This is a genomic window from Sphingosinicella terrae, from assembly GCF_003347635.1.
Lineage (GTDB): Bacteria > Pseudomonadota > Alphaproteobacteria > Sphingomonadales > Sphingomonadaceae > Allosphingosinicella > Allosphingosinicella terrae.
This window is the reverse complement of the sequence record NZ_QDFY01000022.1, coordinates 17982-42994: the sequence shown is the minus strand read 5'-3', so window position 1 is coordinate 42994 and position 25013 is coordinate 17982. Positions and strand designations below refer to the sequence as shown.

Sequence of the window (25013 nt, the reverse complement as noted above, 5' to 3'; positions counted from 1 at the left end):
GCGCTCTCCGAGACCCGGCCCATCGCCTGGACCGCCTCGTCCGCCATCGATCGGCCGCCATCGACCGTGGAGATCGCCTGGTCCGCCCGCTCGACGGTGCGCGTCGAGGCCGACGCCGACGCCTTGATGCGCTCGTCGATCTGCGACAGCGCCGCCGACGTCTCCTCCAGGCTCGCCGCATTGCTTTCCGTGCGCCGTGCCAGATCCTCCGATGCCTGCGCGATCTCGCCCGCACCGGTGCGAAGGCTCGCCGAGCTCTCGATCACCGAGCCGATCAGCGCCCGGAGGCTGGCGACCGCCTCGTTGAAGTTCGACTTCACCTGCTCGTACACGCCGCTGAACTGCGCCTTGATCTCGCAGGTGAGGTCGCCCTTGGCGAGACTGCCGAGACCTTCGGCAAGCGTGTCCACGACGAGCTTCTGCTCGGCATCGGCACGCGCCTTCTCGGCCTGCGCCGTCGTCTGGGCGCGCGCCGCGTCGCGAAAGACGAGCACGGCGCGGGCCATGTCGCCGATCTCGTCAAGGCGGTCGGAATTCGGAACTTCCATGCCGTTGTCGCCCTTCGCCAGCCGGGCCATCAGTCCGGTCATCGCCCCGAGCGGTCCCGTGATCTGGCTTCGGACGAGCCAGACGACGAGGCCGGCGATGAGGGCGAGGCCGAGCCCCGAGACAAGGATCAGCGTCCACATCGCCGACACCGACTGCGCGTCGGCCTCCGCCGCGCCTGCCTCCAGGAGCTCGTCCTGGTGATGAACGATCGCCGACAGCGCCTCGTCCAGCGTCGCGAAGGCCTCGCGCGCCGGATGCTGGACGATGTCCTCCGCCTCCTCGCGACGCCCTGCGCGCCACAGCGCCGGGATGGCATCGGTTGCGCGAACATAATCGGCGAGCGCCCGTTCGACCTGGGCGAAACGGGCGACGTCCTCCCCATCCATGAACGGACGAAGCGCGTTGAGGCTGCTCTCGAGCTCGCGCCGCTCCGCCGCAATCTCTCCCAGCATGTTCTGGAAGTCCGGAGCGTCGTTCTCGATGACCGAGGCGTACCAGATCTGATGGATCCGCGTCTTGTTCTCGTTGGCCGTGGCGGCAAGCTTCATGCTCTCCGCCCTCGTGTCGACGAGGGCGCGGGACCGGTCCGCCATCGTATCCAGCTCAAAGGCGCCGAATCCGGCGACGAACACCGCCAGCAGGGCGAACAGGCCCAGCCCCGTCATGATCTTCTGCGCGACGCGCCAGTTCCTGAAGCCGTTCATCAGGGCTCTCCATCAAGGGTCGGGACCTTTGCCGACCTGTCTATCCCGCCCGATCGCGGACGGCGTTCTTCGCATTATAGGAGAGTTACGGTGTGCCCGGCGGACCACAGACGCATTGTCCCGGGACATCAGGTCGCCCGTCCCGTCCTATAATGGTTCCAAACAGTCATTTGTGGAGCCATCGACCATGTCCGACCCTCGGCCGCGCGGCCGCCTGCGCTGCGGCGCGCTTGCCGCCGCAGGCGCGCTCCTCTTCGCCGCCGCCCCCGTCGCCGCGGAGCCGGCCGGCGAGGAGCAGGGCTTCTCGATCGGCGGAACGTTCCGCGCCAATGCCGAGGGGATAGACGGGCAGTTCCGGCCCGGCCGCCCGGAAAGCGATTTCCTGCTCTCCTTCCGGACCACGATCCTCGCCCAATATGATGCCGGCCCGATCCGTCTGGTCGGCGAGCTCAGCGATGCCCGCGGCTACTTTCAGAAGCGTCGATCGTCGGCTGGGACCTCGGAGATCAATGCGCTGGAGCCGCTCCAGGCCTATGTCGCGGTCGACATGGACGACGCCATCGGCCAGGGCTTCGAAGGCGCGTTCAAGATCGGCCGCTTCACCATGGATATCGGCTCCGGCCGACTGGTCGAACGCGCCGATTCCTCGAACTCGCCTTCCGCCTTCACCGGCGCCCTGCTCGACCTGACGACACCCGACGAGGGGCATCTGATGGCGTTCTGGACCATGCCGAACCTGCGCCGGCCCAGCGATGCGGAAAGCCTCCGGGACAATGAGGTCGAGCTCGACCGCTCGACCGACGACCTGCAATTCTACGGCATCAGCTACGAGCGGCCGGCCCTGCTCGGCGAGATCCTCGGCCAGGCTTATGCCTTCCGGCTTACGGAGCGCGATGCACCCGGCTATCCGACGCGAAACCGCGATTTCCTGACGTTCGGCGCGCGCCTCTATCGCGTGCCCGCCACCAGCCGCATCGACTTCGACGTCGAATATGCGGGCCAGCGCGGCGAGATCCGCGCTTCGGCGTCGGACGGCGACCTTCGCGACCTCGACGTCGATGCCCATTATGTCCATGCCGAACTCGGCCGCAAGCTCGCGGCTGACTGGTCCCCCCGCATCTCCGCCCATTTCGACCTCGCCACCGGCGACGGGCCCGGCGGCGACTATGGCCGCTTCGATCCGCTGTTCGGCTCGCGCCGGAGCGCGTTCGGGCCGACGTCGCTTCATGGCCCGATCACCCGCTCGAACCTGATCTCCGCAGGCCTGCGGCTCGACGGCAAGCCGAGCGCGCGACTCGATCTGGCGATCATGTACCGGGCGCTCTGGCTCGAGGAGGCGGCGGACAGTTTCGCCGCCACCGGCGTGCGCGATCCCGCCGGCGGGTCGGGCCGCTGGGCCGGCAACCAGGTCGAGGCGCGGCTGCGCTACTGGCTCGTGCCGGGCCGCCTTCGGGCCGAGGCGGGCGCCGCCTGGCTCGACAAGGGCCGGTTCCTGCGCGAGGCGCCGAACGCGCCGGCGACCGGCGACACCCGCTACGCCTATTTCTCGCTGTCGACGAGCTTCTGAAGCCGGTTCCTGCGGCCGGCCGGCCGCGGTCTTGGTTCCGGAGCGTCAGTCGCCGGGGAACAGGCCGGCGGCGAAGGAGATGCGCAGCGCTTCGGAGAGGCTGCGAACCTCCAATTTGTCCATCACGTTGGAGCGGTAGATCTCGACCGTGCGCGGGCTGATCTCCAGCGCATGGGCGATGACCTTGTTCGCCCGCCCCTCGATCAGGCCCTTCAGCACCTCGCGTTCGCGGGCGGAAAGGCGATCTATCTTGGCCTGGGCGGCGGCGACCTTCGCCAGCGAGGCGCGATCCAGCTCGAGCGTCGCGAACGCCCGGTCGAGGATCTGCAGCAGAATGTCCGGATCATAGGGCTTTTCGAGGAAGTCGGCCGCGCCGGACCGGATCGCTTCGAGCGCGATCGAGACGCTGCCATGCCCGGTGAGGACGATCGCGACGAACCGGCTCGCGTCCAGCCGCTGGAGAACCTCCATGCCGCTGAGCCCGGGCATGCTCTGGTCGAGAAGAACCACGCCTGGATCCAGCTCCTCCACCCTTTCCAGGAAGGCCTCGCCGGAGGCGAAGCTGCGGACCAGCTGGTCGGGAAGGGCTGAAAGGAGGCTGTAGAGCGAGCTCCGAACCGCTTCATCATCGTCGACGATATAGATCGAACGTGTACTCACATCTCCTCCAGCTCATTGTCGCTCAGCCCCGGGACCGTGAAGCGGAACGAAGCGCCGCCTTCCGGCCGGTTGACCGCCCAGATCCGTCCGCCGTGCGCCTCGACGATCCGGCGGCAGATCGAAAGGCCGACGCCCATCCCGCCCTTGTCGCCGCTCGACGTGAACGGCTCGAACAAGCGGGCAAGAGCCGCCTCGGAGAGGCCCGGCCCGGTATCCGAGACGCCTATCTCGATCATTCCGTTCCCCGCCGCGCTCGTCGAGACGACGATCTCCTTGCGCGCGTCGGCAAAGCTTTGGATCGCCTGCAAGGCGTTGCGGAGCAGGTTGACGAGCACCTGCTGGAGCTGGATCCGGTCGACGAGCATCGTCGCCGCCGCCGCATCCAGTTCGTAGCGCAGCGAGATCTGGAGCGGCACCGGCCCGACGAAGACGAGATCGGCCGCCTCGCGCAGCGTTTCGTGGACCGGCTCGGCCTGGACGTCGACCTGCCCCTTGGCGGCGAAGTTGCGCATGCGGCGGATGATCTGACCCGCGCGGATCGTCTGGCTGCCGGCTATCTCGACCAATTCCCTCATCTTTTCCGGATCCGCCCGGCCGCTGCGAATGAGGACGCCGGCGGCGGCGAGATAGTTGGAGACGGCGGTGAGCGGCTGGTTGAGCTCGTGGGCGATCCCCGCGGCCATCTCGCCCATCGCGCTCAGCCTCGAGACGTGGGCGAGCTCCGCCGAAAGGGCGCTCAAGCGATCTTCGGCGGCGAGTCGCTCCGATATGTCGCGCAGGAGCAGGGTGAAGAGACGGGAAGCGCCCGAAGTGGCTTCACCGACCAGCACCTCGACAGGGATCTCGCTGCCGTCGGAACGCCGGGCATAAGAGCGGGTGACGCGGCCGATCAGGCGTGGCTTGCCGGTCTCGAGATAGAGGTCGAGGGCGGCGGCGTAGTTGCTGCGAAGCCGGTCCGGGGCGAGGACGAGATAGCTCTTCCCCTCCATCTCCGCGGCCGAGTAGCCGAGGGTGCGTGCGGCCCCGGCGCCGAAATGGCGGATTTTCCCCTGCGCATCGATGACGATCATGGCATCGGGGACCGTGTCCAGCATCGACTGCAGCTGCGCCGCCTGGGCCTCGAGCCGTGCGGCATGCGCTTCGCGTTCGGTCACGTCGGCGTTGATGCCGACCAGTCGCAGGAGCTCGCCGGCCGCGTCATAATAGAGACGCGCCGTCCCCTCTATGTCCCGATCCTCGCCCGTCGGCGAGAGATAATGGAAGCGAAAGTCGAAGCGGTCGAGCCGTGCTTCCGTCGCCGCCTCCAGATCGGAAAGCAGCCTCGCGAAATCCTCTTCGTCGACATGTTCGCGGAAGCTATCGAAATCGTGGATGAGTCCCGGCTCGAGGCCGATGCGCGCCTCCGACCCCGCCGCCCAGCTCAGCTTCCCGGTGATCGGGTCCCATTCGAACGTTCCCAGCCCGAACGCCTCGACCGCGTCCGCAAGCCGCTGTCGGTTCAGCTCGAGCGCCGCCTCCATCTCCGAACGCACCGAGATGTCCGTCATCGACAGGACGATGGTCGGCTCGTCTCCGCCGGTGTCGATCCGATGCGCATGTTCCAGCACGCGGATCTGCCGCCCCTCACGCGTGGTGTCGACCAGCTCGCGATCGAGCACCTGGCCTTGGCCGAGCGCGAGCAGCGCGGCTTCCGACTTATCCGGCCAGCTCGCCAGCAGGACGTGCCGGTGGGCGTCTCGCGCCTGCTCCGCCGTCCAGCCGTAGAGCCGTTCGCAGCCTTGCGACCAGTGGCGGATGGTTCCGTCGGGGCGCACCAGAGCGATCGGCGCCGAATCGAGTGCCTGAGTCAGCTTGTGGACGGCCGCCCGCTGAATGGCGAGCCGTCCCAAGGCCCAGACCAGGAGCCCCGTGAACAGCAGCACCGTGACCACCGCCGTTGCCGCCTCGATCAGGAAATGGGAGCCGACACCCTGCGCCTCCAGCTGCATCTCGAGCAAAGCCGTCATCGCCGGGATGAGCAGCACCAACGGGAGGACGCTCGCGAGGGTCCGGGTCCACGGCGTGGAGTGGGCCGATCCGGTCCAGCCGACCCCCTGGCACCGGAAGCAGATTCCCAGGGCGATGAGGATGGTCGCCAACGAGCTCGGCAAGGAGGAGGCGAGATAGTAGGCCGCGTCTCCGCGAAGATCTGCTCGCATCAGGAGAAGCCCGGCCGAGATGGTGGCGAGCGCCAGCGGGATGCTGCTCAGCAGGCAGGCCGCGTGACATCCCCTTTGGGAGCGGCCGGCGGAAAGCATCAGGGCGGCGGCAAGCAGAAGCATTGCCGCGATCAGGTGGGGGGGCGGACGGCCCGGCGGACGACCGGTGCGGCTTTCCCCCAACTCGGTCGGGAAGAAGACGCGGTCGAGGCCGAGGTCGATCCCGGAAAACGTCTGGAACCAGGCGAGAAGACCGATCGTGAAGAGGGCCAGCAGCAGAAGCCCTGCCACCGTCCGCCGTCCCTGGAGCAACAGCAGGAAGGCGCCGGCAAGACAAAGCAGGCCGATCGCGGTCCAGGGCCATATCCGAAGCCCGAAACCGAGGCTGGTCAACCAGTCTACACCGAGGAACCAGCCACTAAGGGAGAGGCCCACACAGAGAAGAGCCGCAAGGGCGCAGAGGGTCGCGAGGGCATCGTTCCTCGCTTTCGCCTTATTGAGCGCTTCCAGTTACTCCTCCCGCGCCGCCATTATCTTCGCGGCGAGCCGACCGGGCTCCACCACCAGGCAAGCCAGTGCTGTAGCGCAGAAATGCGTCCAGACAAGACCTTGTCGGAAAATCGAAATCCTTGCCGCCGAGGCGGCATGTGGTGAATGCGACGTAAGGTATTCTTCAGGCGAAGACGGCGCTGAGCACCGCGGCGACGTCGGACGGATCGACGGCATCGACGGCAATCTCCATGTCGGGATTGACGCTGTGCCCGATCATCGCGCCGTTGCGGTCGAAAGTGATCGCGACCAGCCGGTAATTGTCCTGTTCACGAAGCAGGGCCAGGCCGCCCGAGGCGGGGAAGACATCCGGATCGGCGACGACGACGGCGCTGCCGGGCAGGCCCAGGCCGAGGGACGGACGGCATATTCTGAGGCCGAAGGCGCGGGGCCCGGCCGCCCGGGGCGCTTCCACCAGATGGCCGGTCTCTTGCGGCGCGATCAGCCCGCCCGCTATCGGTACGCCGAGCACCGGCACCAGCCGCGATTCGGCGCCGGAACTGTCGGGGCGATCGAGCCGGGCCGGGCGTGCCACCGGTCGCTCGGAAGCCGTCTCGAAAGGCTGGGGTACGCCGGGCACTGCCGGGACCGGGGCGGCGACCGACGTCGCCAGGGCTTCCGCCAGGCGGGAGACCCGTTCGCGCGTCTTTCGCAGCCGTGCTTCCGGATCGGCGACCGCGCCGATCTGGTCGTCGAGCAGCCCATGGCGATATCGATCCTGGACCAGCTGGCGTAGCGCCCTCGCATTCTCGACGCCGAAGACCCGGCAAAGGCCGCGTACGGTGGCGTCGTTCCACCGGTCGAGCGTCTTGAACGCATTCTCGATCCGCGAAAGGATCACCGGCGGCAAGCCATAGACCTTGTCCAGGGCGGCGATGGTGAGCTCGGAGGACTGGGCTCGGCGGATGCGCATCGCCGCCGCCAGCATGATGGCGAAGCGCTCCTCCTCCTCGTCCGGTGCGCGGCTGTCCTGAAACGGCTCCGACCAGGACGCCATGTCGAATTCGGGCGAATCCACGTCGATGAGCAGATCGGTGGGCTCCACGCCGAGGAGCCCGGCGATGCGGACGATCTCGTCCGGTCTGGCAACGACTTCCCCCCGTTCGATCTTCGACAGGCGGATATAGGGGATGTCGGGCAGCATCGCCGCGAGCGCGAGCAGCTTCGGAAAGCCGTGCCGCCGGCGAAGCTCGCGCATGCGGTTGGGGAAGATGAATTGCCGGAATCGATCGGGGATGATCGGCACCGGGCCGGCAGGCGACGCCGCATTCCGAGCCGCTCCCCCCGGAGCCGCGCGCCGGCGCCGACTCGCCACCGGCCGTTGCGATCGCATCGACATTGCTTTTCCCACCGCAGAAGCGGCGGAATTCTAGGACTTCGTGTCCCTCGGGTCCAGCAAATGCAGAGGCGGCGGCCGGAAATGGGGGTTTCCGGCCGTCTGCGGGTGAAAGTCAGGCGGCGAGGGCGTTGCCGACGTTGAGCGATGGCGCGTCCGGCCGGGCACCCGTCTCGGGCGCGGGCTCCTCATAGGTGAAGCCGGCAGCGAGCAACGCCTCGTTGCCGCGCCAGCCGGGAGCCGCCGCGGACGGTGCGGTCGCGGACAGTGCGATGGCGATCACGCGCAGGGCCTGGTTCTGCTCGAGCTGGGGGTCCGGCAGCAACGGGACCTGAGGCGCGGCCGGTACCGGGACGGTCGGGGCCTTGCGCCGCAGGGGAGCGGGCTGGCCATATTCCGCCATCACCGCGAAGCGCGGGTGCGCAGCGGCGAGCTCCGCCATCGACTTGGTGGCCGTCTTGCTGATCTGCCGGATACGCTCCTTGGTGATGCCGGTGCCGTTGCCGATATCGTCGAGCGTGGCATCGTCGAAGACGCGGCGCTCGAGGATCTCCCGGTCGCGCGCCAGCTTCTGGTCGAGCTTCTCGACCTCGATCGGATCCAGTCGGTCGAGCGAAGAGCGCAGCCGTGGCACGCCCGGCAGGTCGTCGCGGGCTGCGGCCCGCTTCGGCCGCGGCCGCTTGCCGAGCTGGGTGAGGCCGACCTTGCGGTTATGGGCGACATATTCCTCGATCAGGGCTGCCGTCGCACGCCGGGCGAGATAGTCGGACGCCGCGGATTCGGTCAGCGCTTCGGCCGCTTCATCCTCGATGACCGATTCGAGCGAGGTCTCCTCGCCATCCGTGCCGGTGGCGAGGGCATTGAGCGAGACGGTGGTGGCCTCGACCTTCTTCGCCGAGGCGCGCTGATCGGTCATCAGCCGGAAGCGGAGGCTCTGCAGCTCGCCGCGGAGCTGCCAGTTCACGAAGGTCGTGAACTGCGCCTTGGTGGGATCGTAAGCTTCGATCGCGCGGTGGACGCCGATGGCGCAGCACTGCTCGGCATCGTCCCAATGGGCGACGAGTCCGTATTGGCGGATGAAATGACGAATGCGCGGTGCGATCAGCTTCAGGATCTGCGCGAAGGCGCGATCGACATTGGCACGCTGCCGCGCCGTCTGCCGTTCACCCTCGGCTGCGCGATTCTCGATGACGACGGCGACTGCCGCCTCCAGAGCTATCGTGGTCTTCGACATGGGAACCCCCTCATCCACCTTGGCGGCCCACCCGCCGGTTCGAGGATCCAAATGCCGTTTATCCTTTAATAGGATCGTCAACCAAGGCTCCGGAAAACTACGTATCCTATAATTGCGCCGTGAATCGGTCGGGCCTGATCCGGCGGTCGAGATAGGAGAGCAGCCACTGGCGATGGGCCTCGCTGGCATCGCCGGCCGCCGCCGCGACGCGGCGGCTGGCGCCCGACGGGCCGACCTGCGCCGCGAGCAGACGTGCGGCACGGCCGTCATCGAGTCCGCCACGGGCGAGGAAGCGCATGGCGTCCCCCGGGCCGAGATGATGGGCGAGATAAGCGCCGCGCGCGATCCGCTCGACATTGTCCCCGAAGTCGACGCCCCCCCGCCGCAGCCGCGCCAGATTGTGATCGGCATAATCGGCAATCGCCTCGATCGAGGCTTCGGGATCGTAGCGCATCGCCAGCAGCGACGACCGCGCCGACGGCTCGACCCGGCCGTCGGCGCCGAGCCAGCCTCGCCGCGACGCCTCGCCGTTGAGCCAGGTCCCTCCCCGCTCCGCTTCGCCGATCCAGGTGCTGCTGATGAACTGGCCGAGCCCGGCGGCGCTGGACCGCGGATTTCGGGAATGGCTATTCCAGACGCCACCGGCGCCGCGCGCGGCCTCGGCATCGATGATGGCGGCGAGCGCCGAAGGCGGCAGTCCGGTGCGTTCACCCGCGCGGGCGATGAGCGCGCCATAGCGGGCGTTCGGGCCGAGGCCGACATGGCCGACGGCGTATTCTCCGCGGCTGGATGCCGGCGGAGCGGGAGCAAGCGGGGCCGATTGCGGCGCCAGCGCCGCGATGGGCGCCGCGGCAGCCTCGCCATGATTGCAGCCGCAGGCCGCAGCAGGGATCGAGCCCGTCGGCACCGCGTCGGTGCCGCGGCCGATCAGCGTCAGCAGCTCGTCGAGGCCGAAGCCGGTAGCGATTCCGCCGCCTGTCCCGGCGCGCGCAGATGCGGCGTCGCGGTCGCCGTCGCCCACCGCCGCGCGCCAGAGCGACTGGGCCAGTTCGGACTGCGCCTGGCGATAGATGATTTCGGCGCGCTGGGCCGGCCGCAGATGCTCGAGCTGGGCCCGGTCGATCATGGCGCGACCCTTCCGGTCGCCGCCCGGACATAGCGGAGCTTGCGCAGGAAGTCGGCCGCCGACCGATCGTCGCTGGCCGATTGCTCGGCGGATTCGATCCGCCGGCGGGCCTCGCCGCGAAAGCGGGTCGCGGCGCCCTCGACGGCCGTCAGCGAGCCATAGGCCTCCCGCGCGGCGCTCTGCAGCCGGGTGACGCGGCCGTCGATCACCTGCCGGTCGGATTCGAGCTTGGTGCGCAACGCCCGCATATGCGCGAAATAGGCGGCGGACGGCAGCACCGCGGCCTCGGCCGCGGCCTCACGCTCCTGTCGGACCGATTCGGCCAGATGCGCCTGCTCCTGCTCGACGGCGACGAGGCGGCTGACCTCGACGCTGATCGAGATCCTGATCTCGTCCACTTCGCGGCGTTGCAGCCCGACGGCCGCGCAATAGGGCGTCTTCATTCGCTTACCTCGAGAAGCCCGGCGAGCGCGGCGAAGCCGGCGGCAGCGGGCCGATGGTCGTTCTTGTCCTGCTTGAGGATGTCCTCGATGCGAGGTGCCAGCGCGATCGCTTGGTCGACCTCCTCGTTCGAACCGGCCTTGTAGGCACCCAGCCGGACCAGCTCCTCCATGTCGCCGTAGAGCGACAAGGCGGCGCGGGCGGCGAGACGAAGGCGGTTCTCCTCCTCGGCATGGGCGTGCGGAAGCGTGCGCGACACCGATTTCAGGATATCGATGGCGGGATAACGGCCGCGCTCGGCGATCCTGCGGCTCATCACGACGTGGCCGTCGAGGATGCCTCGCACGGCATCGGCGACCGGCTCGTTATGATCGTCGCCATCGACGAGGACGGTGAACAGACCGGTGATGCTGCCCTGGCCGGCAAGGCCAGGGCCGGCGCGCTCGAGCAGACGCGGCAGCTCGGCGAAGACGGTCGGGGTATAGCCCTTCGTCGCCGGCGGCTCCCCGCTGGCGAGGCCGATCTCCCGCTGCGCCATCGCGAAGCGGGTCACCGAGTCCATCAGGCAGAGCACGTTCGCTCCGGCATCCCGGAAGTGCTCGGCCACGGCCATCGTCGTCCACGCGGCCTGGCGCCGCATCAGCGCCGGCTCGTCGGAGGTGGCGACGACCACCACCGACCGCGCCAGGCCCTCGGCGCCGAGATCGTCCTCGACGAATTCCTGGACCTCGCGTCCGCGCTCGCCGATCAGGCCGATGACGGCGACGTCGCAACTGGTCCACCTCGCCAGCATCGACAGCAGCACCGACTTGCCGACGCCCGATCCTGCGAACAGGCCCAGGCGCTGGCCGAGACAGAGCGGCGCGAAGATGTCGAGCGCGGCGACCCCGGTTTCGACCTTGGCCCCGACGCGGCCGCGCGAGGCCGCCGGCGGCGGCGCCGACTTCACCGGCCGCGCCACCGCCCCGAGGCCGAGCGGACCCTTGCCGTCGACCGGCCGGCCGAGGCCGTCGACCATGCGGCCGAGCCAGGCGCTCCCGGGACGCAGCGAGAACTGCCCCGAGACGAGGTCCGCTCGCGCGCCGGAGGCGATGCCCTGCGGATCGCGGAACGGGAGGCAATGGGCGATGTCGCGATCGAGGCCCGTCACTTCGGCCTCGACGACGCCGGTCTCGGTCGCCACCTCGACCCGCGACCCGATCCTCGCCGCGCCGGCAAGCCCGGCCACCTCGATCAAGGCGCCGCGCGCGGCGACGACCTGACCGTAGCGGCGGTCGGGCGCGAGCTCGCGCACGGCGCGGGCGACGGAAGAGAGGGTCGGCACGGCCGGGGAACCGGAACGTCGCTCAGGCGGCTTCCCCGATCCCGTCCAGCAGCTCGGTCTCGAGCTGGATCAGCTGGCGGCAATCGGTCAGCGCCTTGTAATAGTCCATCTTGGCGGCATGGCTCGCAAAGGACAGGCAGGCGGCCCGGGCCTCCGGCTCCGCCAGCATCGACGCCACCTGCTGGAGCGCCTTGATGATCCGATCCTGATGGCTCTCGCCATGGGTCGGATCGACATAGGCCATCATCGTGTGGAAGTAGAGGGCGCGGGCCGGCGTCGTCGCCGTCTCCGGCGCCATGATCTCGCGGCCGCGCAGGATCGCGGCCTGGTTCTCGACCCGCAGCTGGGTGCGGCCGACCGCGGTCAGCACGGCGCCGTTCACCACCACCTTCTCGCCGTCGCGAAGTGCAATTCGAAGCATGCCGGTCATCCTTTGGAGGGCTGTTGCCTCTCTTATAGGATGAAAGCGGAGGCGCCGGCGGCACCGACACGGCAACTAGGCAAATTTTGCCGCCGACTTTTTTGGTGCTGCCGTTTTTTCGCGCGGCCCGGCCCCATCCTATAATGCTCGGGAAGGCGCGGCACCCGCTCGCCTGCATCCGGGAGACTTTTGTTGAGCCTCTATTCCGCACTTTATGCCGGCGTCTCCGGCCTGGGCGCCCAGTCCAATGCGATGGCGACCGTCGCCGACAACATCACCAACATCAACACCGTCGGCTACAAGGGGGTGACCGCCGAGTTCCGCACGATGGTGACCGACGGCCGGGCCCGCTCCAGCTACTCCGCCGGAGGCGTCGTCTCCGCGCCCCAGGCGATGATCTCCAAGCAGGGCCTGCTCCAGGCGTCCAGCAGCCAGACCGACCTCGGCATCGACGGCGCCGGCTTCTTCGTGACGCGGAACGGCGTCGGCGCCAATGCCGACGTCGCCTTCACCCGCGCCGGTTCCTTTAAGCCCGATGTCGAGGGCTATCTGCGCAACACGAGCGGCTATTATCTCCAGGGCTGGCGTCTCGACCCGCAGGGCAACTACATCGACACCGGCAGCCTCGACGCGCTCGAACCCGTGCGCCTGAGCGAGCTGACCGGCTCGGCCGCGGCCACCGACCGCATCCAGATGCGCGCCAATCTGCGCTCCGACCAGCCGATCGCGGCGGCTGCGGCGACCTACACCGCCGGCCAGATGGCTTCCGGTGCGGTGACCCCCGACTTCACCCGGTCGATCGACGTCTACGATGCCCAGGGCGGCGCCCACCGCGTCACCCTGAGCTACCTCAAGACCGGCGCCAACGAATGGGCCAGCGAGATCTACGCCGACCCTGCCGACGTGACGGCGGCGGGCGGCCTGCTCGCCAGCGGCACCGTGCAGTTCAATCCCGACGGCAGCCTCGACCGGGCCGGCTCCACGGCCGCCCTGTTCGACCCTCTTGCCGTCACCTGGACCAACGGCGCGGGATCGATGCCGATCACGCTCGCCATGGGCACCAACGGCGGCCTCGACGGCCTCACCCAGTTCTCGGGCGAATCGGCGCTCATCTCCTCGTCGGTCAATGGCGGACTGCTCGGCACCGTCTCGTCCGTCGAGGTCTCGCCGGAAGGCGTGGTCAGCGCGATCTTCGACGACGGCACCGCGCGCGCCGTCTTCCAGCTCCCGCTCGCCACTTTCGCCAATGCCGACGGCCTCGTGCGCATGTCGGGCAATGCCTTCGGCGTCTCGAGCAGCTCCGGCAGCGCGGCGATCAACCCTCCGGGCTCGCTCGGCGGCGGCATGATCTCAAGCGGAACGCTGGAATCGTCGAACGTCGACCTGGCGCAGGAATTCACCAACATGATCCGTTTCCAGAGGGCCTACAGCGCCTCCTCGAAGATCATCACGACGGTGGACGACATGCTCCAGGAACTCGGCAACCTGAAGCGCTGATCGCGCGCCTCCGCCCTCCGCCCCCCGCCTTGAAGGAAGCTAGAACGTGGCGCTGAACGATATACTCGGATCCGCCCTGTCCGGTCTCGCGGCCTCGCAGGCGGGGCTGCGGTCGGTGTCGAACAACATCGCCAACGTCAGCACCCCCGGCTACGCCCGCGAGCGCGTCACGCTCTCGACGGGCGTCACCGGCGGTCGGGTCAACGGCGTGGTGGTGAGCGAGCCGGCGCGGATCGCCGACCGATTCCTGGAAGCGACGGTCTATCGGCGTTCCGGCGACATGGGCCGGGCGGACGTGGCCGCCGCCTATCTCGACCGGCTGCAGTCGCTGCTCGGCGCCCCCGGCGCCGAGGGCGGCCTGCCGACCCGGCTCGACCAGGTGACCGCTTCCGCGATCGCGATGACCAGCTCCGCCTCCTCGGAGCAGACGGTGGCCGCCTTCACCGGCAACGTCCAGGATGCGCTCATCTCGATGCAGCAGCTCGATCGCGACGTCAGCGCGTTGCGCGGGGACGTCGAGACCGAGGTCGGCTTCACGATCGAGAAGATCAACGGCCTGCTCCAGCGCATCCATGAGCTCAACGACACGGTCGCCCGGCTCGACGTGCTCGGCCGCAGCTCGGCCGGCGCCGGCGACCAGCGGATGTCGGCGGTCCAGGAGCTGAGCGGACTCGTCAACGTCACCGTCCGCGAACAGCCGGACGGCCGCGTCAGCATCGACACCGCCTCCGGCGCCGCTTTGCTCGACCGGCGGCTCCGCCAGCTCTCTTATCCGACGACGGGCCAGGGCGTCTCCCAGTCCTCCTATCCTTCCATCAGCCTCCATTTCGCCGAACCGGATGGCAGCCTCGGCCCGGCCACCGGCGAGCGCATCGATTCCGCCGCGGCCGGCGGCCGCCTCGGCGGCCTCCTCGATCTTCGCGACCGCGCCCTGCCGGAATTCTCAGACAAGCTCGGCGTGCTGTTCGGCGGCCTCGCCGAGACGCTGAACGCGGTCTCCAATGCCGGCACCACCGTACCGGCCCCTTCGCGGCTGGACGGCCGGCAGACCGGTCTGGTCGGCACCGACCGGCTCGGCTTCACCGGCACCGCGGTCTTTGCCGTGGTCAAGACAAACGGCGAACTGGTCGCCAAGACGAGCGTCGACTTCTCCGCGCTCGGGCCGACGGCGACCGTCGACGACGCCGTCGCCGCGGTCAATGCGGGGCTCGGCGGCACCGCCACCGCCGCCTTCGTCAATGGCACTTTGACCCTGACCGCGACCGCGGCGGGCCAAGGCGTCGCGGTCGCCCAGGATCCCGCCGTCCCCAGCGATCGCGCCGGCACCGGCTTCTCGCAATATTTCGGGCTGAACGACCTCGTTCGCAGCGCCGACAGCGCGCTGACTCCGCCGGGCTTCGTCGCCGGCGATCCGCATGGCTTCGGGACGGGCGAGACCACCGAGCTGATCCTGCGCGACCCCAGCGGCCGTGCGCTCGTCCGCTACACGCTGACGCCGAGCACCGGCGGCACGATGGGCGATCTGCTGACCGACCTCAATGCCAGTCCGATCGCGGACTTCGGCACCTTCTCGATCGATGATCGCGGACGCTTCCGTTTCGACGCGGATCCCGGCGTCAACGGAGCTTCGCTCAGCATCCCCGCCGATTCGACCGACCGGTTCGGCACCGGGCGCTCATTCACCGCTCTGTCCGGGCTCACCGGCACGTCGACCGGTCTCGATGCCGCCGAGGTGCGCCCGGTCATCCTCGGCTCCGCGAGCCAGCTGCCGCTGGCGCGGCTGGATACGGCGGCAGCGGTCGGCGCTCCCGCGATCGGCGCCGGCGACATTCGCGGCGCCACCGACTTCGTCAACCGGCTCAGCGAGGCGGTGGACTTCGGCAGCGACGGAGAAGCGACGATCGAGCGCTTTGCCGGCCTCGTCCTCGGCCGCGCCGGCATGCAGGCCTCGCAAGCCGCCGACCGGCTCGCCGACGCGACCGCGCGAAGGGAAGATGCGGTCAACCGGCGCGACGCCTATTCCGGGGTGAACATCGACGAGGAGCTCTCTCAGCTCGTCATCTTCCAGAACAGCTATTCCGCCGCCGCGCGCGTCATGTCGACCGCGACCGAAATGTACGACACGCTGATCGCCATGGTCGGCTGACGAAAGGACAAGAGATGAGCCGGGTCGCCACCATTCCGATGCAGCGGACGCTATTCGACGCCATCCAGCGCTCGCAGCAGAAGCTCTCGACCACTCAGGTCCAGCTTGCCACCGGCAAGCGGGCCCAGAATTATGCAGACCTCGGCACCGAGACCGTCCGGACCCTTTCCGCGCGGTCCCTGGTCGCCCGGCAGGAGGCGCATGCCGCCGTCGCCAATCGGCTCCAGACCACCCTGTCGATCCAGGACGCCGGCATCAGCGGCGTCGAGACTTCGATGATGTCGCTTCACCACGACATATTGAAGGCGATCGGCACCGGTCAGAGCACCGGGCTGCAGGAGGCCGTCGAGGCGGCCTTCCACCAGTTCCGCGAAGGCTTGAACGCCACCGAGGGCAATGTCCCGCTGTTCGCCGGCTCCCAGACCGATCGGCCGCCGTTCCAGCCGCAGGCGCTTTCCGACCTGCCCGGCCTCAGCGCCGCCGATGCCTTCCGCAACGACAGCGTCCGCGCTTCGGCCCGCGCCGGCGACGGCCTCGACGTCACCTACGGCGTCCTCGCGGACGAACTGGGCGCGCAGCTCTTCGAAGGCTTCAAGACGCTGGCCGAATCGGGCACGATCGGCACGACGCTGACCGACGCCCAGCGCGCGGCCCTGGCGGACGCCGCCACCAAGATCGACGACGGCCTGAACAAGCTGCGCTCGATCAACGCCGAAAATGGCCGCCGGCAGGGGCAGATCGATTCGCTGGCCATCCGCGCCGACGAACGCACGCTCCTGCTCAAGGACCTGATCGGCCGCAACGAAGATGCGGATCTGGCCGAGGTCGCTGCCGAGCTCGTCCAGCGCCGCACCATCCTCGAGGCTTCCTATTCGGTCTTCTCGCAGCTTTCGGGCCTCAGCCTGATCAACTATCTGCGCTGACGCGGATAGTCCGCCTGACGGCGATCGGGCTCGCGCCCGATCGCGCGGCCCGTCTGCGCCGCCGACACAAATCGAGATAAGACGGAAGCCCCGCCCCGCTCCGAAACGTCGGCGGGGCGAACCCTTTTGTGGGGACAAAAGTGCTCAGGCGCCGCCGGGCCGGGGCGAGAGGTCGAGCAGGTCCGCCATCCGCCCGGCGGGACTCGCGGCGGGAATCGCCGCCATGGCGCGCGTGAGGGCTTCGGCGTCGACCGAGCCGGGGGCGCTGGTCAGGACGTCGAAAACGCCGGCGGTGGGTAGAGCGGAGAAGCCTTCCTGATACCGTGCCCTGAGACCGGCGAGCTCGGCCTCGCGGCCAAGCATGCCGAGGGCGATGGCGTAGCGCAGCACGACCGCCTGGCCGACCTCGCTCAACGCGCCGCTTCCCGGCAGGTCGGGCCCGGCCGCCGCTGCGAAGCCGTTCCAGTCATGCTGCTTCCAGAGCAGCTCCGAGCGCAGGCCGCCGCTGCCGGGCACGTCCTGCAGCACGGCCAGCGCCTCGCGGTGACGCCCAAGCTGGTGAAGCGCGACCGCCTGGATGCGGCTGCGGTCCCAGAGCATTTCCCGGGGAAAGATGACGTGCTCGGTGGCACGGATCGCGGCAAGGCCGCGATCCGGGCGGCCGGCAAGGATGTGCAGGGTGGCGACTCGAACCGAAAGCGGTCCCTGGGTAATGTCGCTGTCGCGGATTCTCAGCCGGTGCTCGAGCAGCTCGGCGGCACGGGCGTAGAGGCCTTCATGCTGGAGGCGCGCCGACAGCCGCTCCACCAGCTGATCCCCTTCGCCGCCTCCGGGTGCGAGATCGCGATAGTCCCAGAAGAGCCCGGCCGCCTGGGGAAGCGGCATCCGGCTGTCGGCCGCGAGCAGGGCCGCGAGATCGGCCTGGACGCCGCCCATGAAACCGGGAAGCTCGTCGGCAAGATCGAAATAGCGGACCAGCGTAGCGCCCGCGGCAAGCGCGCCATGGGTGTCGCCGGTCTGACGATAGAGGCGGTAGCTGAGCCGCAGCGCCCGCTCCTCGATCGACCCACCGCGCCAGACGAAGCGGAGATGCTCCAGGCGGCGCAGCGCCTCGGGCGCGGCGATCCGGCGCTGCGCGACCGCGGCCTCGAGCAGGCTGAGGCCGGCGTCGAGCCGCTGCTCGCTATTCCCCGATTTTTCGACCCGCCTCAGCCGCGGCTGCGCGTCCGCTCCCCGTCCCAGCGCGAGCAGGATCCGGCCGCGCCAGAGATCCGCCGCGGGATCCGCCGGCGGAGCCATGGCCAGCCAGCGCAGGGCGGCGGCAGGGCGGCCGGCGTCGAGCGCGGCCGAGGATGCGGCGGCGACGAAAGGCGTCCTCGCCGCCAACGGCCGCGAAGCCAGCGCCGCAGCGGCGCAGCCGCTCTCGGCCAGCGCCTGCTCCCCGGCGCCGGCCAGCGCGTAGGCGCGCAGCCGCCAGAGGCAAGCCTCGGCATTGGCCTCGAGTCCGCTCTGGGCAAGCGCGGAAAGGGCCTCCGCGCGGCGATCGAGCTGGACGAAGACGGCGCCGCGGGCGAGCTGGAAGGCCGGCACGAGCGCGAGATCGGGATCGTCCTGGAGCATGACGTCGAGCACGCCGAGCGCCTCGGCCGCACGGCCGCTGCCGACCAGGCTGCGGGCAAAGTTCCAGCGTGCGCGCTGGCGCGTCCGCGGCGTCGCCGCGGCGAGCGCGGCCAGTGCCTGGCGCTGCGAAATGACGGCCCATCCACTCGGTCCCGCGATCCGCGCCTGGCCGGCGAGTTCGGCGGCGAATCCCGGCAGCCGCCGGCGGCCCTGCGGCGCATCGGCCCGGCCTGCGCCGAGCATCGTACCGGCGGTCGATGGGCCCGCGACAGGCGGGCTGGCGGCAGCGGCGGCTCCGGCAAGGGCGACGAGCGGCAGGAAGGTGCGGCGCATCATGCCAGCCGCCCGACGAGCATGAAGATCGCGCCGCTGCCGGCGGCGGCGAGGAGGAACAGCAGGGCCATGACCGGTCCCTGGGCGCTGCCCGCCTCCGTCGGCGCGTCGGCGGGCGCGGCGACGGCGACGATCCTGCCCTGCTGCGGCTGACGGTCGCCCTTGCGGCGGATGTGCACCGGCGCGGCGGCGCCCACGACCTTGAGCTTGCCGGGCCTCTGATCGCGGCTCATCGCGTCCAATCTCCTGTTTCTTCATCTATTATAGAGGGGTCGGGTGCTTAGCTGAGCGGCCCGGCCGAATGAGGAAACTGATCTTGCGAAACCGCCTTGTCATGGCCGCTTCGGCTATCGCGCTTGCCGCCACCGCTACCCTCGCCTGGGCGGAACCGGCCGCGGATGGCGACCCGCACCTCGTTCCGATGGAAGAGATCAAGGTGCCGATCGTCGACGGCGGACGCGTCGACGGGGCCTTCACCGTGAAGATGGTGCTCGGCACCGCCGATCCGGCGGCGGCGGAGCGTATCGCCGCGGCGTTGCCGCGCCTGCGGTCCGTGTCTCTCGGTGCCGCCCTCGAATTCTCGCGCCTCTACGCCTCGCCGTTCCGCCCGGTCGACGCCGAGCGGCTCAGCCGCGATCTCACCGAGGCGCTGCACGCGGCCGATGCCGGCATTTCGCAGGTGCTGATCGTCGAGGTTGCGGCGCGCGCCGCCTAAGCGGCACTGCCCCCGCCGGGGTGTGGCACTTTCCCGCGCCAGGAGCGGCATCCGCCGCCGCACGCTTTTTCCTTATCCGACTCGCCTGGCGCCTCAGCGGCGCTGCGGCCGGGGCGGCGAGGCGGCGGGGCGCTGAGCTTCCGGGCCGTCGCGGCGCGCCATCGCCATGGTGAGCGCCGCCGCGCCGGGGGGCGACATATTGGCAAGGATGAGCGCGGTGGAGCGCTCCCGCATCCGCCCGGCGACCTCGACCTGGACGTCCATCTCGAGCTGCTCGAACACGATGGCGGCGCGATTGGGCCGCATCGCCTGATAGATGCGCGCCAATTCGGCGAACCGTTCCTCTTCCGGCGAAGGTCCGGCCGCCGGCGCACCACCCGCCTCGGCCGCGGACGCCGCCGCCGCGCCGCCGGCCGCGAGCCGCTGCTCGGCCGCCCGCGCCGCCTGCTCGCGCAGCTCCAGCGCGCGGTTGCGGCGCGCCAGCTCCTGGTCGCGGGCCGTCATGTCCTGCTTGATCGATGCGCCGAGCCGCGTCTCCGGCGCCTTGGCGGCGGGATCGGCGGCGCTGACACCGTTCGCGAGGACACCGACGCCGGCCGTGGCCGCCATCAGCATCAGCAGGGAAGGACGCATCTTCATGCTGCAGCCCGGTCGAGCTCGAGCAGGTCCTCGTCGGCTTCGCCGTCGGCTGCGGCTCCATTGCCGGCGCTCTCGAGCAGCCGGTCGGCCGTCGCGTTGGCGATCCCGACCATCACGGTCAGCTCGTCGCGTATAGATTCGGCCGACGCCAGTGCCCGGGAGGTGGACGCGGCGTCGGTACGCAACGTCTCCTTGAGCTCCGACAGGACGAGGCGCGCCTGGGTCGTCGCCGTGTCCAGAGCCTGCACGATCTGCTGCAGCGATGCGCCCTTCACCGCATCGAGGCTGCGCATCATGCGGACGCTCTGCACGAGCACCGCCAGGCAGAAGATGACGGTGATGATGTTGACGAACGTGGCGAAACCCATGGCTCAGTCCTTCGCGATATCGGTGAGGAGACGGATGGCGACATTCTGGTTGCGCTGCCCGAGCAGCGCACGGCCGAGGCGGACGCCGCTCGAGTGGATCTCCAGCGGATCGTCAGCATGCTTGTTGAGCGAGAGCGTCTGGCCGACCTGCAGCGCCTGGACGTCGCGCAGTCGCAGGACCCGCTCGGCCAGCACCGCATCGAGCTGGACCTCGGTCTTGCGGATCTCGGCGCCCATATGGACCTCCCACAGGGAATCACGCCCCATCTTCTCGCCCATGAAGCGCTGCAGCAGCTTTTCGCGCACCGGCTCCAGGGTCGCATAGGGGAGCAGCACGCTGAAGCGGCCGCCGCGCTCGTCCATGTCGACCCGGAAGGTGGAGACGGCGGTGACGTTGCTCGGGCTTGCGATCGCGGCGAAGCGGGGGCTCGTCTCGATCCGCTCCAGCTTCATCGTGATCGGAGCGATCGGCTCGAACGCCGCGGCGAGATCGGACAGGGCCAGCTCGATCATCCGCGACACCAGGGTCGTCTCGATCGTCGTGAAGCCGCGGCCGTCGATCTTGACCGGACCGTTGGCGCCGCGGCCGCCGAGCAAGGCGTCGACCACGGAGTAGATGAGCGAGGACTCGACGGCGACGATGCCGTAATTCTCCCATTCCTCGACCCGAAAGACTCCAAACATCGCCGGCAGCGCGACCCGGTTCATGAACTCGCCGAAGCGCACAGAGGTCGTCGCCTCGAGGCTGACGTCGATGGCATCCGACGTGAGGTTGCGCATGTTGGTGGCGAAGGTCCGGATCACGCGGTCGCACACCACCTCGAGCATCGGCAACCGCTCGTGGTTGATCACGTCGGATTCGATGACCGCGCGAAGGCCGCTCTTCTGCGGCGCCGGCGCCGCGACGTCCCCGAACAGGGCGTCGATATCGGCCTGGTCCAGCGCCTGATCGTCCCCGAGCGCCATCGGCTGCGGATCGGGAAGATCGAACTCCTCGAAATCGCTCATTGCTGCACAAGATCCTGGATGAGGACGTCGGTGACGGAGCCCGGCCCGACCGTCGCGTTGGCGCGGACGAGCATCTCCTCCTTGAGACGGAAGGCGGCGGCAGAGCCGGCAAGATCCTCCGGCCGCAGCTCGCGCAGGAACGGCTGATAGGCGTCGATGATCAGCGGCAGCTTGCCGGTGATCTCCTCGGCCAGCTCCTCCGACGACGGCACCAGCATCAGGTGCACGCGCAGGAAGCGCGGGGCACCGTCCGGAGCCCGCAGGTTGACGGTGAGCGGCGGCACGTCGACGAAGGTGGCGACCTCCTCGACGCTCGCTTCGGCCGCATCCTCGCCGCCGCCGAGCAGCGTATAGCCGGCGAAACCCCCGCCCCCGAGCAGCAGGAGCGCGAGGCTCGCGCCGATGATCAGCTTCTTTCGCGGACGCCCTGCCGGCGCCGGCAGCACCGTCACCTCCTGCACGACCTCCTCGACTTCATTCTCTTGCTGGTTCGCCAAGTCCCGTTCCTTTCGCCGGCCGATGTCGCCGAAATCGCTCCGATCGCGCCGGCCGATCCGATTTTCTCCTATTATAGAGGGGACACCGGCAAATTCTGCCTAGTGCCGAAGTTTCCAGGAATTTTTCCGGAGTGCGGAATGGACATTTCTTCCTATGTGCTGCTCAGCCATGAACAGGCCCTCCGGCGCCGGCTCGACGTCGTCGCCAACAACATGGCCAATGTCAGCACCGCAGGATTCCGGCGCGAGCAGCCGGTGTTCCACGAATATGTGGAGCGCGGCCGCGAAGGGATGACCGAAGCGGCTCGCGACGTGTCCTTCGTGCTCGACTACGGCGCCGTCCACGACACCACGCCCGGCGCCTTCCAGGCGACCGGCAACCCGCTCGACGTGATGGTCGACGGACCCGGCTATCTCGCGGTCGAGGCCCCCGGCGGCGGCACCGCCTATACGCGCGCGGGGCTGCTTCGCGTCCTCGAGAGCGGCGAGCTCGCCACTTCCACGGGCCAGCGTGTCCTCGGCGAGGGTGGCCAGTCGATCGCCGTGCCCGCCGACCAGGCCAGCCAGCTGCGGATCAGCGACGACGGCACTTTGATGGGGCCGCAGGGCCCGATCGGCCGGCTCACCGTGACCGTGTTCGAGAACGAGGCGTCGGTAGCGCCGCGCGGGGACGGATTGCTGGCCGGCGAGGGCGGCCGCGAGCTCGCCGCCGCCGAGACCCGCCTGCGCAGCGGCGGCATCGAGGCATCGAACGTCCAGCCGATCGTCGAGACGACGGCGATGATCGAGATCCTGCGCTCCTACCAGACGAGTCAGCGCATGGCTGACGGAATCAACGACATGCGCAAGCGCGCGATCGAACGGCTCGGCCGCGTCGACTGACCTTCAACCTTTTCATCCCGAGGAAGCCAAAATGCGTTCATTGTCCATCGCCGGCACCGGCATGCTCGCGCAGCAGACCAATGTCGACGTCATCTCCAACAACATCGCCAACATGAACACGACCGCCTACAAGAGGCAGCGGGCCGAGTTCCAGGACCTGCTCTACCAGCAGGTGACGCGCGCCGGCGCCCAGACCGGCGGCCCCGAGGCGACGGCGCCGTCCGGCATCCAGATCGGCGCCGGCGTTCGCACCGGCGGCGTCTACCGGATCGGGACCCAGGGCGCGCTCACCCAGACCGACAATCGCTACGACGTCGCCATCGAGGGCCAGGGCTATTTCCAGATCACGATGCCGAACGGCGAGACGGCCTACACCCGCGCCGGCTCGTTCCAGGTCTCCGACCAGGGCGAGCTGGTGACGGCGGACGGCTATCCGGTCCAACCCGGCATCGCCATTCCCCAGGAGGCAACCGACGTCGTCATCGCCCGCAACGGCACCGTGCAGGTGAAGGTTGCCGGCGACGCCGCCCTGCAGGACGTCGGCCAGCTCCAGCTCGCCACGTTCATGAACGAGGCGGGTCTCGAAGCGATGGGCGGCAACCTGTTCATGCAGACCCCCGCCTCGGGCGAGCCGAACGTCGCCGCTCCCGGCGAACCCGGCTTCGGATCGCTCCGCCAGGGCTTCCTCGAGGCATCCAACGTCAATCCGGTGGCCGAGATCACCGCTCTGATCACCGCCCAGCGCGCCTATGAGATGAACAGCCGCGTCGTGAAGACGGTGGACGAGATGCTCGGCACCACCAGCCAGCTGCGGTGATGACGATGGCGTCGATCCTGATCCTTCCGATCGCCGTGGCCTTCCAGGCCGCGGCACCGGCCGCCGTCGAGGCGCCGGTCCTTGCCCGGACCATCGAGCGCGGCGAGCAGATCGCCGCCGACGACTTCGCCGTCGAGGAGCGAAGCGCCGCCCAGGCGCGCGGCGCGCTGCCGATCGAGGCCGCCGCCGGGATGGAGGCCAATCGCCGGCTCTCCGCCGGCAACGTCGTCCGTTCCGGCGACGTGATCGCCCCGCGGCTGGTGCGGCGCGGCGAGCCGGTGACGATCTATGTCCGTTCCGGCGGGCTGACGATCACCGCCTCCGGCCGCGCCCTCGGCAGCGCCGGCGCGGGCGAGGCGGTGCGCGTCGTCGCCTCCACCAATCGCACCCTCGACGGCGTCGTCGAGGGCAGCGGCGCCGTCCGCGTCTCCGCACCCTGACCGGGCCGGGCGCCGGTCTCCCGGCCGCCCGCCCGATCGCCAACCTCGCCGCGCGCGTCGCGGCACGCTGCTCCTGGAGCCAGTCATGAAGAAGCAATTGTTGGTCTTGTTGATGGTCGCCCCGATCCTTTCGGGCTGCGGCGCCGCCGGGCGCCTCTCCCATGTCGGCCGTGCGCCGCGCTTCTCCGCACAGGAAAAGATGGCGGTGCCCCGGGCCGAGGGTTCGATCGCCCGCCCCGACCTGATCGAGGCGCTGCCCGCCGGCCCGGTCGCCGCCCCGCCGTCCGCCCCGTCGGCGTCGCTGTTCCGCTCGGGCGCCGGCTCGCTGTTCCGCGACCAGCGGGCCTCCCAGCAGGGTGACATCGTCACCATCCGCATCAACGTCTCGGACCGTGCCTCGGTCGACAACAGCACCTCGCGGTCGCGTTCGGGCGGCGAGAATTTCGGGCTCGGCGCCCTGTTCGGCCTCGAGAATCCCCTTCGGGACGTGCTGCCCGGCAATCCGGATACCAGCAACCTCGTCGATGCCGACTCCTCCTCGCGCTCGACCGGCACCGGCACCACCGAGCGCAGCGAGACGATCAACCTGACGATGGCCGCGGTGGTCACCAACGTCCTGCCGAACGGTAATCTCGTCATCCGGGGCCGCCAGGAGATGCGGGTCAATTTCGAGCTGCGCGAGCTGATCGTCACCGGCATCATCCGGCCGCAGGACATCTCCCGCGACAACAGCATCCGCCATTCGCAGATCGCCGAGGCGCGGGTCAGCTATGGCGGCCGCGGCCACCTCACCGACGTCCAGCAGGCGCGGTGGGCGCAGCAGATCTACGACGCTCTCTTCCCCTTCTGACCGCTCGCCACGCCAGTGGTTTCGACGCCGTCCGATGGAGGCCCTGCCCTGCAGGGCCTCCTTTTTTTTGGCGGATGCCTTCCGCCCGGCGCCGGATCGGGACCGGCACGAAAGAGCCCGCCGATCGACCACCGGCGGGCGCTTCGCTCGTCTCTAATCGGCAGGCTCG

24 protein-coding genes are annotated in these 25013 nt (G+C 69.4%); 9 read left to right on the top strand and 15 right to left on the bottom strand.

Going from position 1 to position 25013, the window contains the following annotated elements; genetic code table 11:
• The coding region (locus DDE10_RS22425; protein WP_162806793.1) for an MCP four helix bundle domain-containing protein at positions 1–1253 on the bottom strand (1253 nt) is incomplete at its 3' end.
• 187 nt (positions 1254–1440) lie between these two features.
• Here DDE10_RS22425 and DDE10_RS22420 point away from each other — a divergent pair.
• The gene (locus DDE10_RS22420) at positions 1441–2820 is read left to right on the top strand and encodes an alginate export family protein (protein WP_114955040.1); all 1380 of its coding nucleotides are present in this window, start codon (positions 1441–1443) and stop codon (positions 2818–2820) included.
• A gap of 45 nt (positions 2821–2865) precedes the next feature.
• Here DDE10_RS22420 and DDE10_RS22415 read toward each other — a convergent pair whose 3' ends face one another.
• The 8 genes from DDE10_RS22415 to DDE10_RS22380 all read right to left on the bottom strand — a co-directional run bounded on the left by DDE10_RS22415 (position 2866) and on the right by DDE10_RS22380 (position 12109).
• Positions 2866–3480 (bottom strand): response regulator transcription factor, encoded by a 615-nt coding sequence (locus tag DDE10_RS22415; RefSeq protein ID WP_114955039.1) that lies wholly within the window; start codon positions 3478–3480, stop codon positions 2866–2868.
• The gene (locus DDE10_RS22410) at positions 3477–6071 is read right to left on the bottom strand and encodes a PAS domain S-box protein (protein WP_114955038.1); all 2595 of its coding nucleotides are present in this window, start codon (positions 6069–6071) and stop codon (positions 3477–3479) included. Before DDE10_RS22410 ends, DDE10_RS22415 begins: the two co-directional genes overlap by 4 nt.
• 280 nt (positions 6072–6351) lie before the next feature.
• Positions 6352–7473 (bottom strand): helix-turn-helix domain-containing protein, encoded by a 1122-nt coding sequence (locus DDE10_RS22405; RefSeq protein ID WP_114955037.1) that lies wholly within the window; start codon positions 7471–7473, stop codon positions 6352–6354.
• 205 nt (positions 7474–7678) lie between these two features.
• Complete coding sequence (locus DDE10_RS22400) at positions 7679–8797, bottom strand: sigma factor-like helix-turn-helix DNA-binding protein (protein WP_114955036.1); 1119 nt, start codon at positions 8795–8797, stop codon at positions 7679–7681.
• Positions 8798–8903: 106 nt separating this feature from the next.
• Positions 8904–9923 carry a lysozyme family protein gene (locus DDE10_RS22395; RefSeq protein WP_114955035.1) on the bottom strand — a complete coding sequence of 340 codons (1020 nt, stop codon included), beginning with the start codon at positions 9921–9923 and terminating at the stop codon, positions 8904–8906.
• Positions 9920–10366, bottom strand: a complete 447-nt coding sequence (locus DDE10_RS22390) for a hypothetical protein (RefSeq protein WP_114955034.1) — start codon at positions 10364–10366, stop codon at positions 9920–9922. The genes DDE10_RS22395 and DDE10_RS22390 overlap by 4 nt, the downstream gene beginning before the upstream one ends.
• Positions 10363–11688: a flagellar protein export ATPase FliI gene (gene fliI / locus DDE10_RS22385; RefSeq protein ID WP_114955033.1), complete on the bottom strand. Its 1326-nt coding sequence runs from the start codon at positions 11686–11688 to the stop codon at positions 10363–10365. The genes DDE10_RS22390 and fliI overlap by 4 nt, the downstream gene beginning before the upstream one ends.
• 22 nt (positions 11689–11710) lie before the next feature.
• Positions 11711–12109, bottom strand: coding sequence for a flagellar biosynthesis repressor FlbT (locus tag DDE10_RS22380; protein ID WP_114955032.1), 399 nt, complete (start codon positions 12107–12109; stop codon positions 11711–11713).
• A gap of 192 nt (positions 12110–12301) precedes the next feature.
• Between DDE10_RS22380 and DDE10_RS22375 the strand changes: the two genes are divergently transcribed.
• From DDE10_RS22375 to DDE10_RS22365, 3 genes are read left to right on the top strand one after another with little or no spacing between them, the layout of a single operon-like run.
• Positions 12302–13606 carry a flagellar hook protein FlgE gene (locus tag DDE10_RS22375; RefSeq protein WP_114955031.1) on the top strand — a complete coding sequence of 435 codons (1305 nt, stop codon included), beginning with the start codon at positions 12302–12304 and terminating at the stop codon, positions 13604–13606.
• A 46-nt stretch (positions 13607–13652) separates the two neighbouring features.
• On the top strand, positions 13653–15752 hold the full coding sequence (locus tag DDE10_RS22370) for a flagellar hook-associated protein FlgK (RefSeq protein ID WP_114955030.1): 2100 nt from the start codon (positions 13653–13655) through the stop codon (positions 15750–15752).
• Positions 15753–15766: 14 nt separating this feature from the next.
• The gene (locus tag DDE10_RS22365; protein ID WP_114955029.1) at positions 15767–16675 is read left to right on the top strand and encodes a flagellin; all 909 of its coding nucleotides are present in this window, start codon (positions 15767–15769) and stop codon (positions 16673–16675) included.
• A 144-nt stretch (positions 16676–16819) separates the two neighbouring features.
• Here DDE10_RS22365 and DDE10_RS22360 read toward each other — a convergent pair whose 3' ends face one another.
• Positions 16820–18631, bottom strand: a complete 1812-nt coding sequence (locus DDE10_RS22360; RefSeq protein WP_284734836.1) for a hypothetical protein — start codon at positions 18629–18631, stop codon at positions 16820–16822.
• Positions 18628–18861 carry a hypothetical protein gene (locus DDE10_RS22355; protein ID WP_114955028.1) on the bottom strand — a complete coding sequence of 78 codons (234 nt, stop codon included), beginning with the start codon at positions 18859–18861 and terminating at the stop codon, positions 18628–18630. The genes DDE10_RS22360 and DDE10_RS22355 overlap by 4 nt, the downstream gene beginning before the upstream one ends.
• Before the next feature lie 83 nt (positions 18862–18944).
• Here DDE10_RS22355 and DDE10_RS22350 point away from each other — a divergent pair, with 83 nt between their 5' ends.
• A complete protein-coding gene (locus DDE10_RS22350; RefSeq protein ID WP_284734835.1) occupies positions 18945–19343 on the top strand; it encodes a hypothetical protein in 399 nt (132 codons plus the stop codon).
• Positions 19344–19436: 93 nt separating this feature from the next.
• Here the strand turns inward: DDE10_RS22350 and DDE10_RS22345 are convergent, their stop codons facing one another.
• The 4 genes from DDE10_RS22345 to DDE10_RS22330 are packed head-to-tail and all read right to left on the bottom strand — an operon-like array spanning position 19437 to position 21855.
• Positions 19437–19982, bottom strand: coding sequence for a MotE family protein (locus DDE10_RS22345; protein ID WP_114955026.1), 546 nt, complete (start codon positions 19980–19982; stop codon positions 19437–19439).
• Positions 19979–20350: a DUF6468 domain-containing protein gene (locus tag DDE10_RS22340; RefSeq protein WP_284734834.1), complete on the bottom strand. Its 372-nt coding sequence runs from the start codon at positions 20348–20350 to the stop codon at positions 19979–19981. Before DDE10_RS22340 ends, DDE10_RS22345 begins: the two co-directional genes overlap by 4 nt.
• A gap of 3 nt (positions 20351–20353) precedes the next feature.
• A complete protein-coding gene (gene fliM / locus DDE10_RS22335; RefSeq protein WP_114955025.1) occupies positions 20354–21358 on the bottom strand; it encodes a flagellar motor switch protein FliM in 1005 nt (334 codons plus the stop codon).
• Positions 21355–21855, bottom strand: coding sequence for a flagellar basal body-associated FliL family protein (locus DDE10_RS22330; RefSeq protein WP_114955024.1), 501 nt, complete (start codon positions 21853–21855; stop codon positions 21355–21357). Before DDE10_RS22330 ends, fliM begins: the two co-directional genes overlap by 4 nt.
• Positions 21856–21993: 138 nt before the next feature.
• Here DDE10_RS22330 and DDE10_RS22325 point away from each other — a divergent pair, with 138 nt between their 5' ends.
• The 4 genes from DDE10_RS22325 to flgH all read left to right on the top strand — a co-directional run bounded on the left by DDE10_RS22325 (position 21994) and on the right by flgH (position 24844).
• On the top strand, positions 21994–22737 hold the full coding sequence (locus tag DDE10_RS22325; RefSeq protein WP_114955023.1) for a flagellar hook-basal body complex protein: 744 nt from the start codon (positions 21994–21996) through the stop codon (positions 22735–22737).
• A 31-nt stretch (positions 22738–22768) separates the two neighbouring features.
• The gene (gene flgG, locus DDE10_RS22320) at positions 22769–23554 is read left to right on the top strand and encodes a flagellar basal-body rod protein FlgG (RefSeq protein ID WP_114955022.1); all 786 of its coding nucleotides are present in this window, start codon (positions 22769–22771) and stop codon (positions 23552–23554) included.
• Between the two features lie 5 nt (positions 23555–23559).
• Positions 23560–23994 carry a flagellar basal body P-ring formation chaperone FlgA gene (gene flgA / locus DDE10_RS22315; protein WP_114955043.1) on the top strand — a complete coding sequence of 145 codons (435 nt, stop codon included), beginning with the start codon at positions 23560–23562 and terminating at the stop codon, positions 23992–23994.
• An 85-nt stretch (positions 23995–24079) separates the two neighbouring features.
• Entirely contained in the window at positions 24080–24844 is a 765-nt protein-coding gene (gene flgH, locus DDE10_RS22310; RefSeq protein ID WP_114955021.1) for a flagellar basal body L-ring protein FlgH, read from the top strand.
• Positions 24845–25013: the final 169 nt, after the last annotated feature.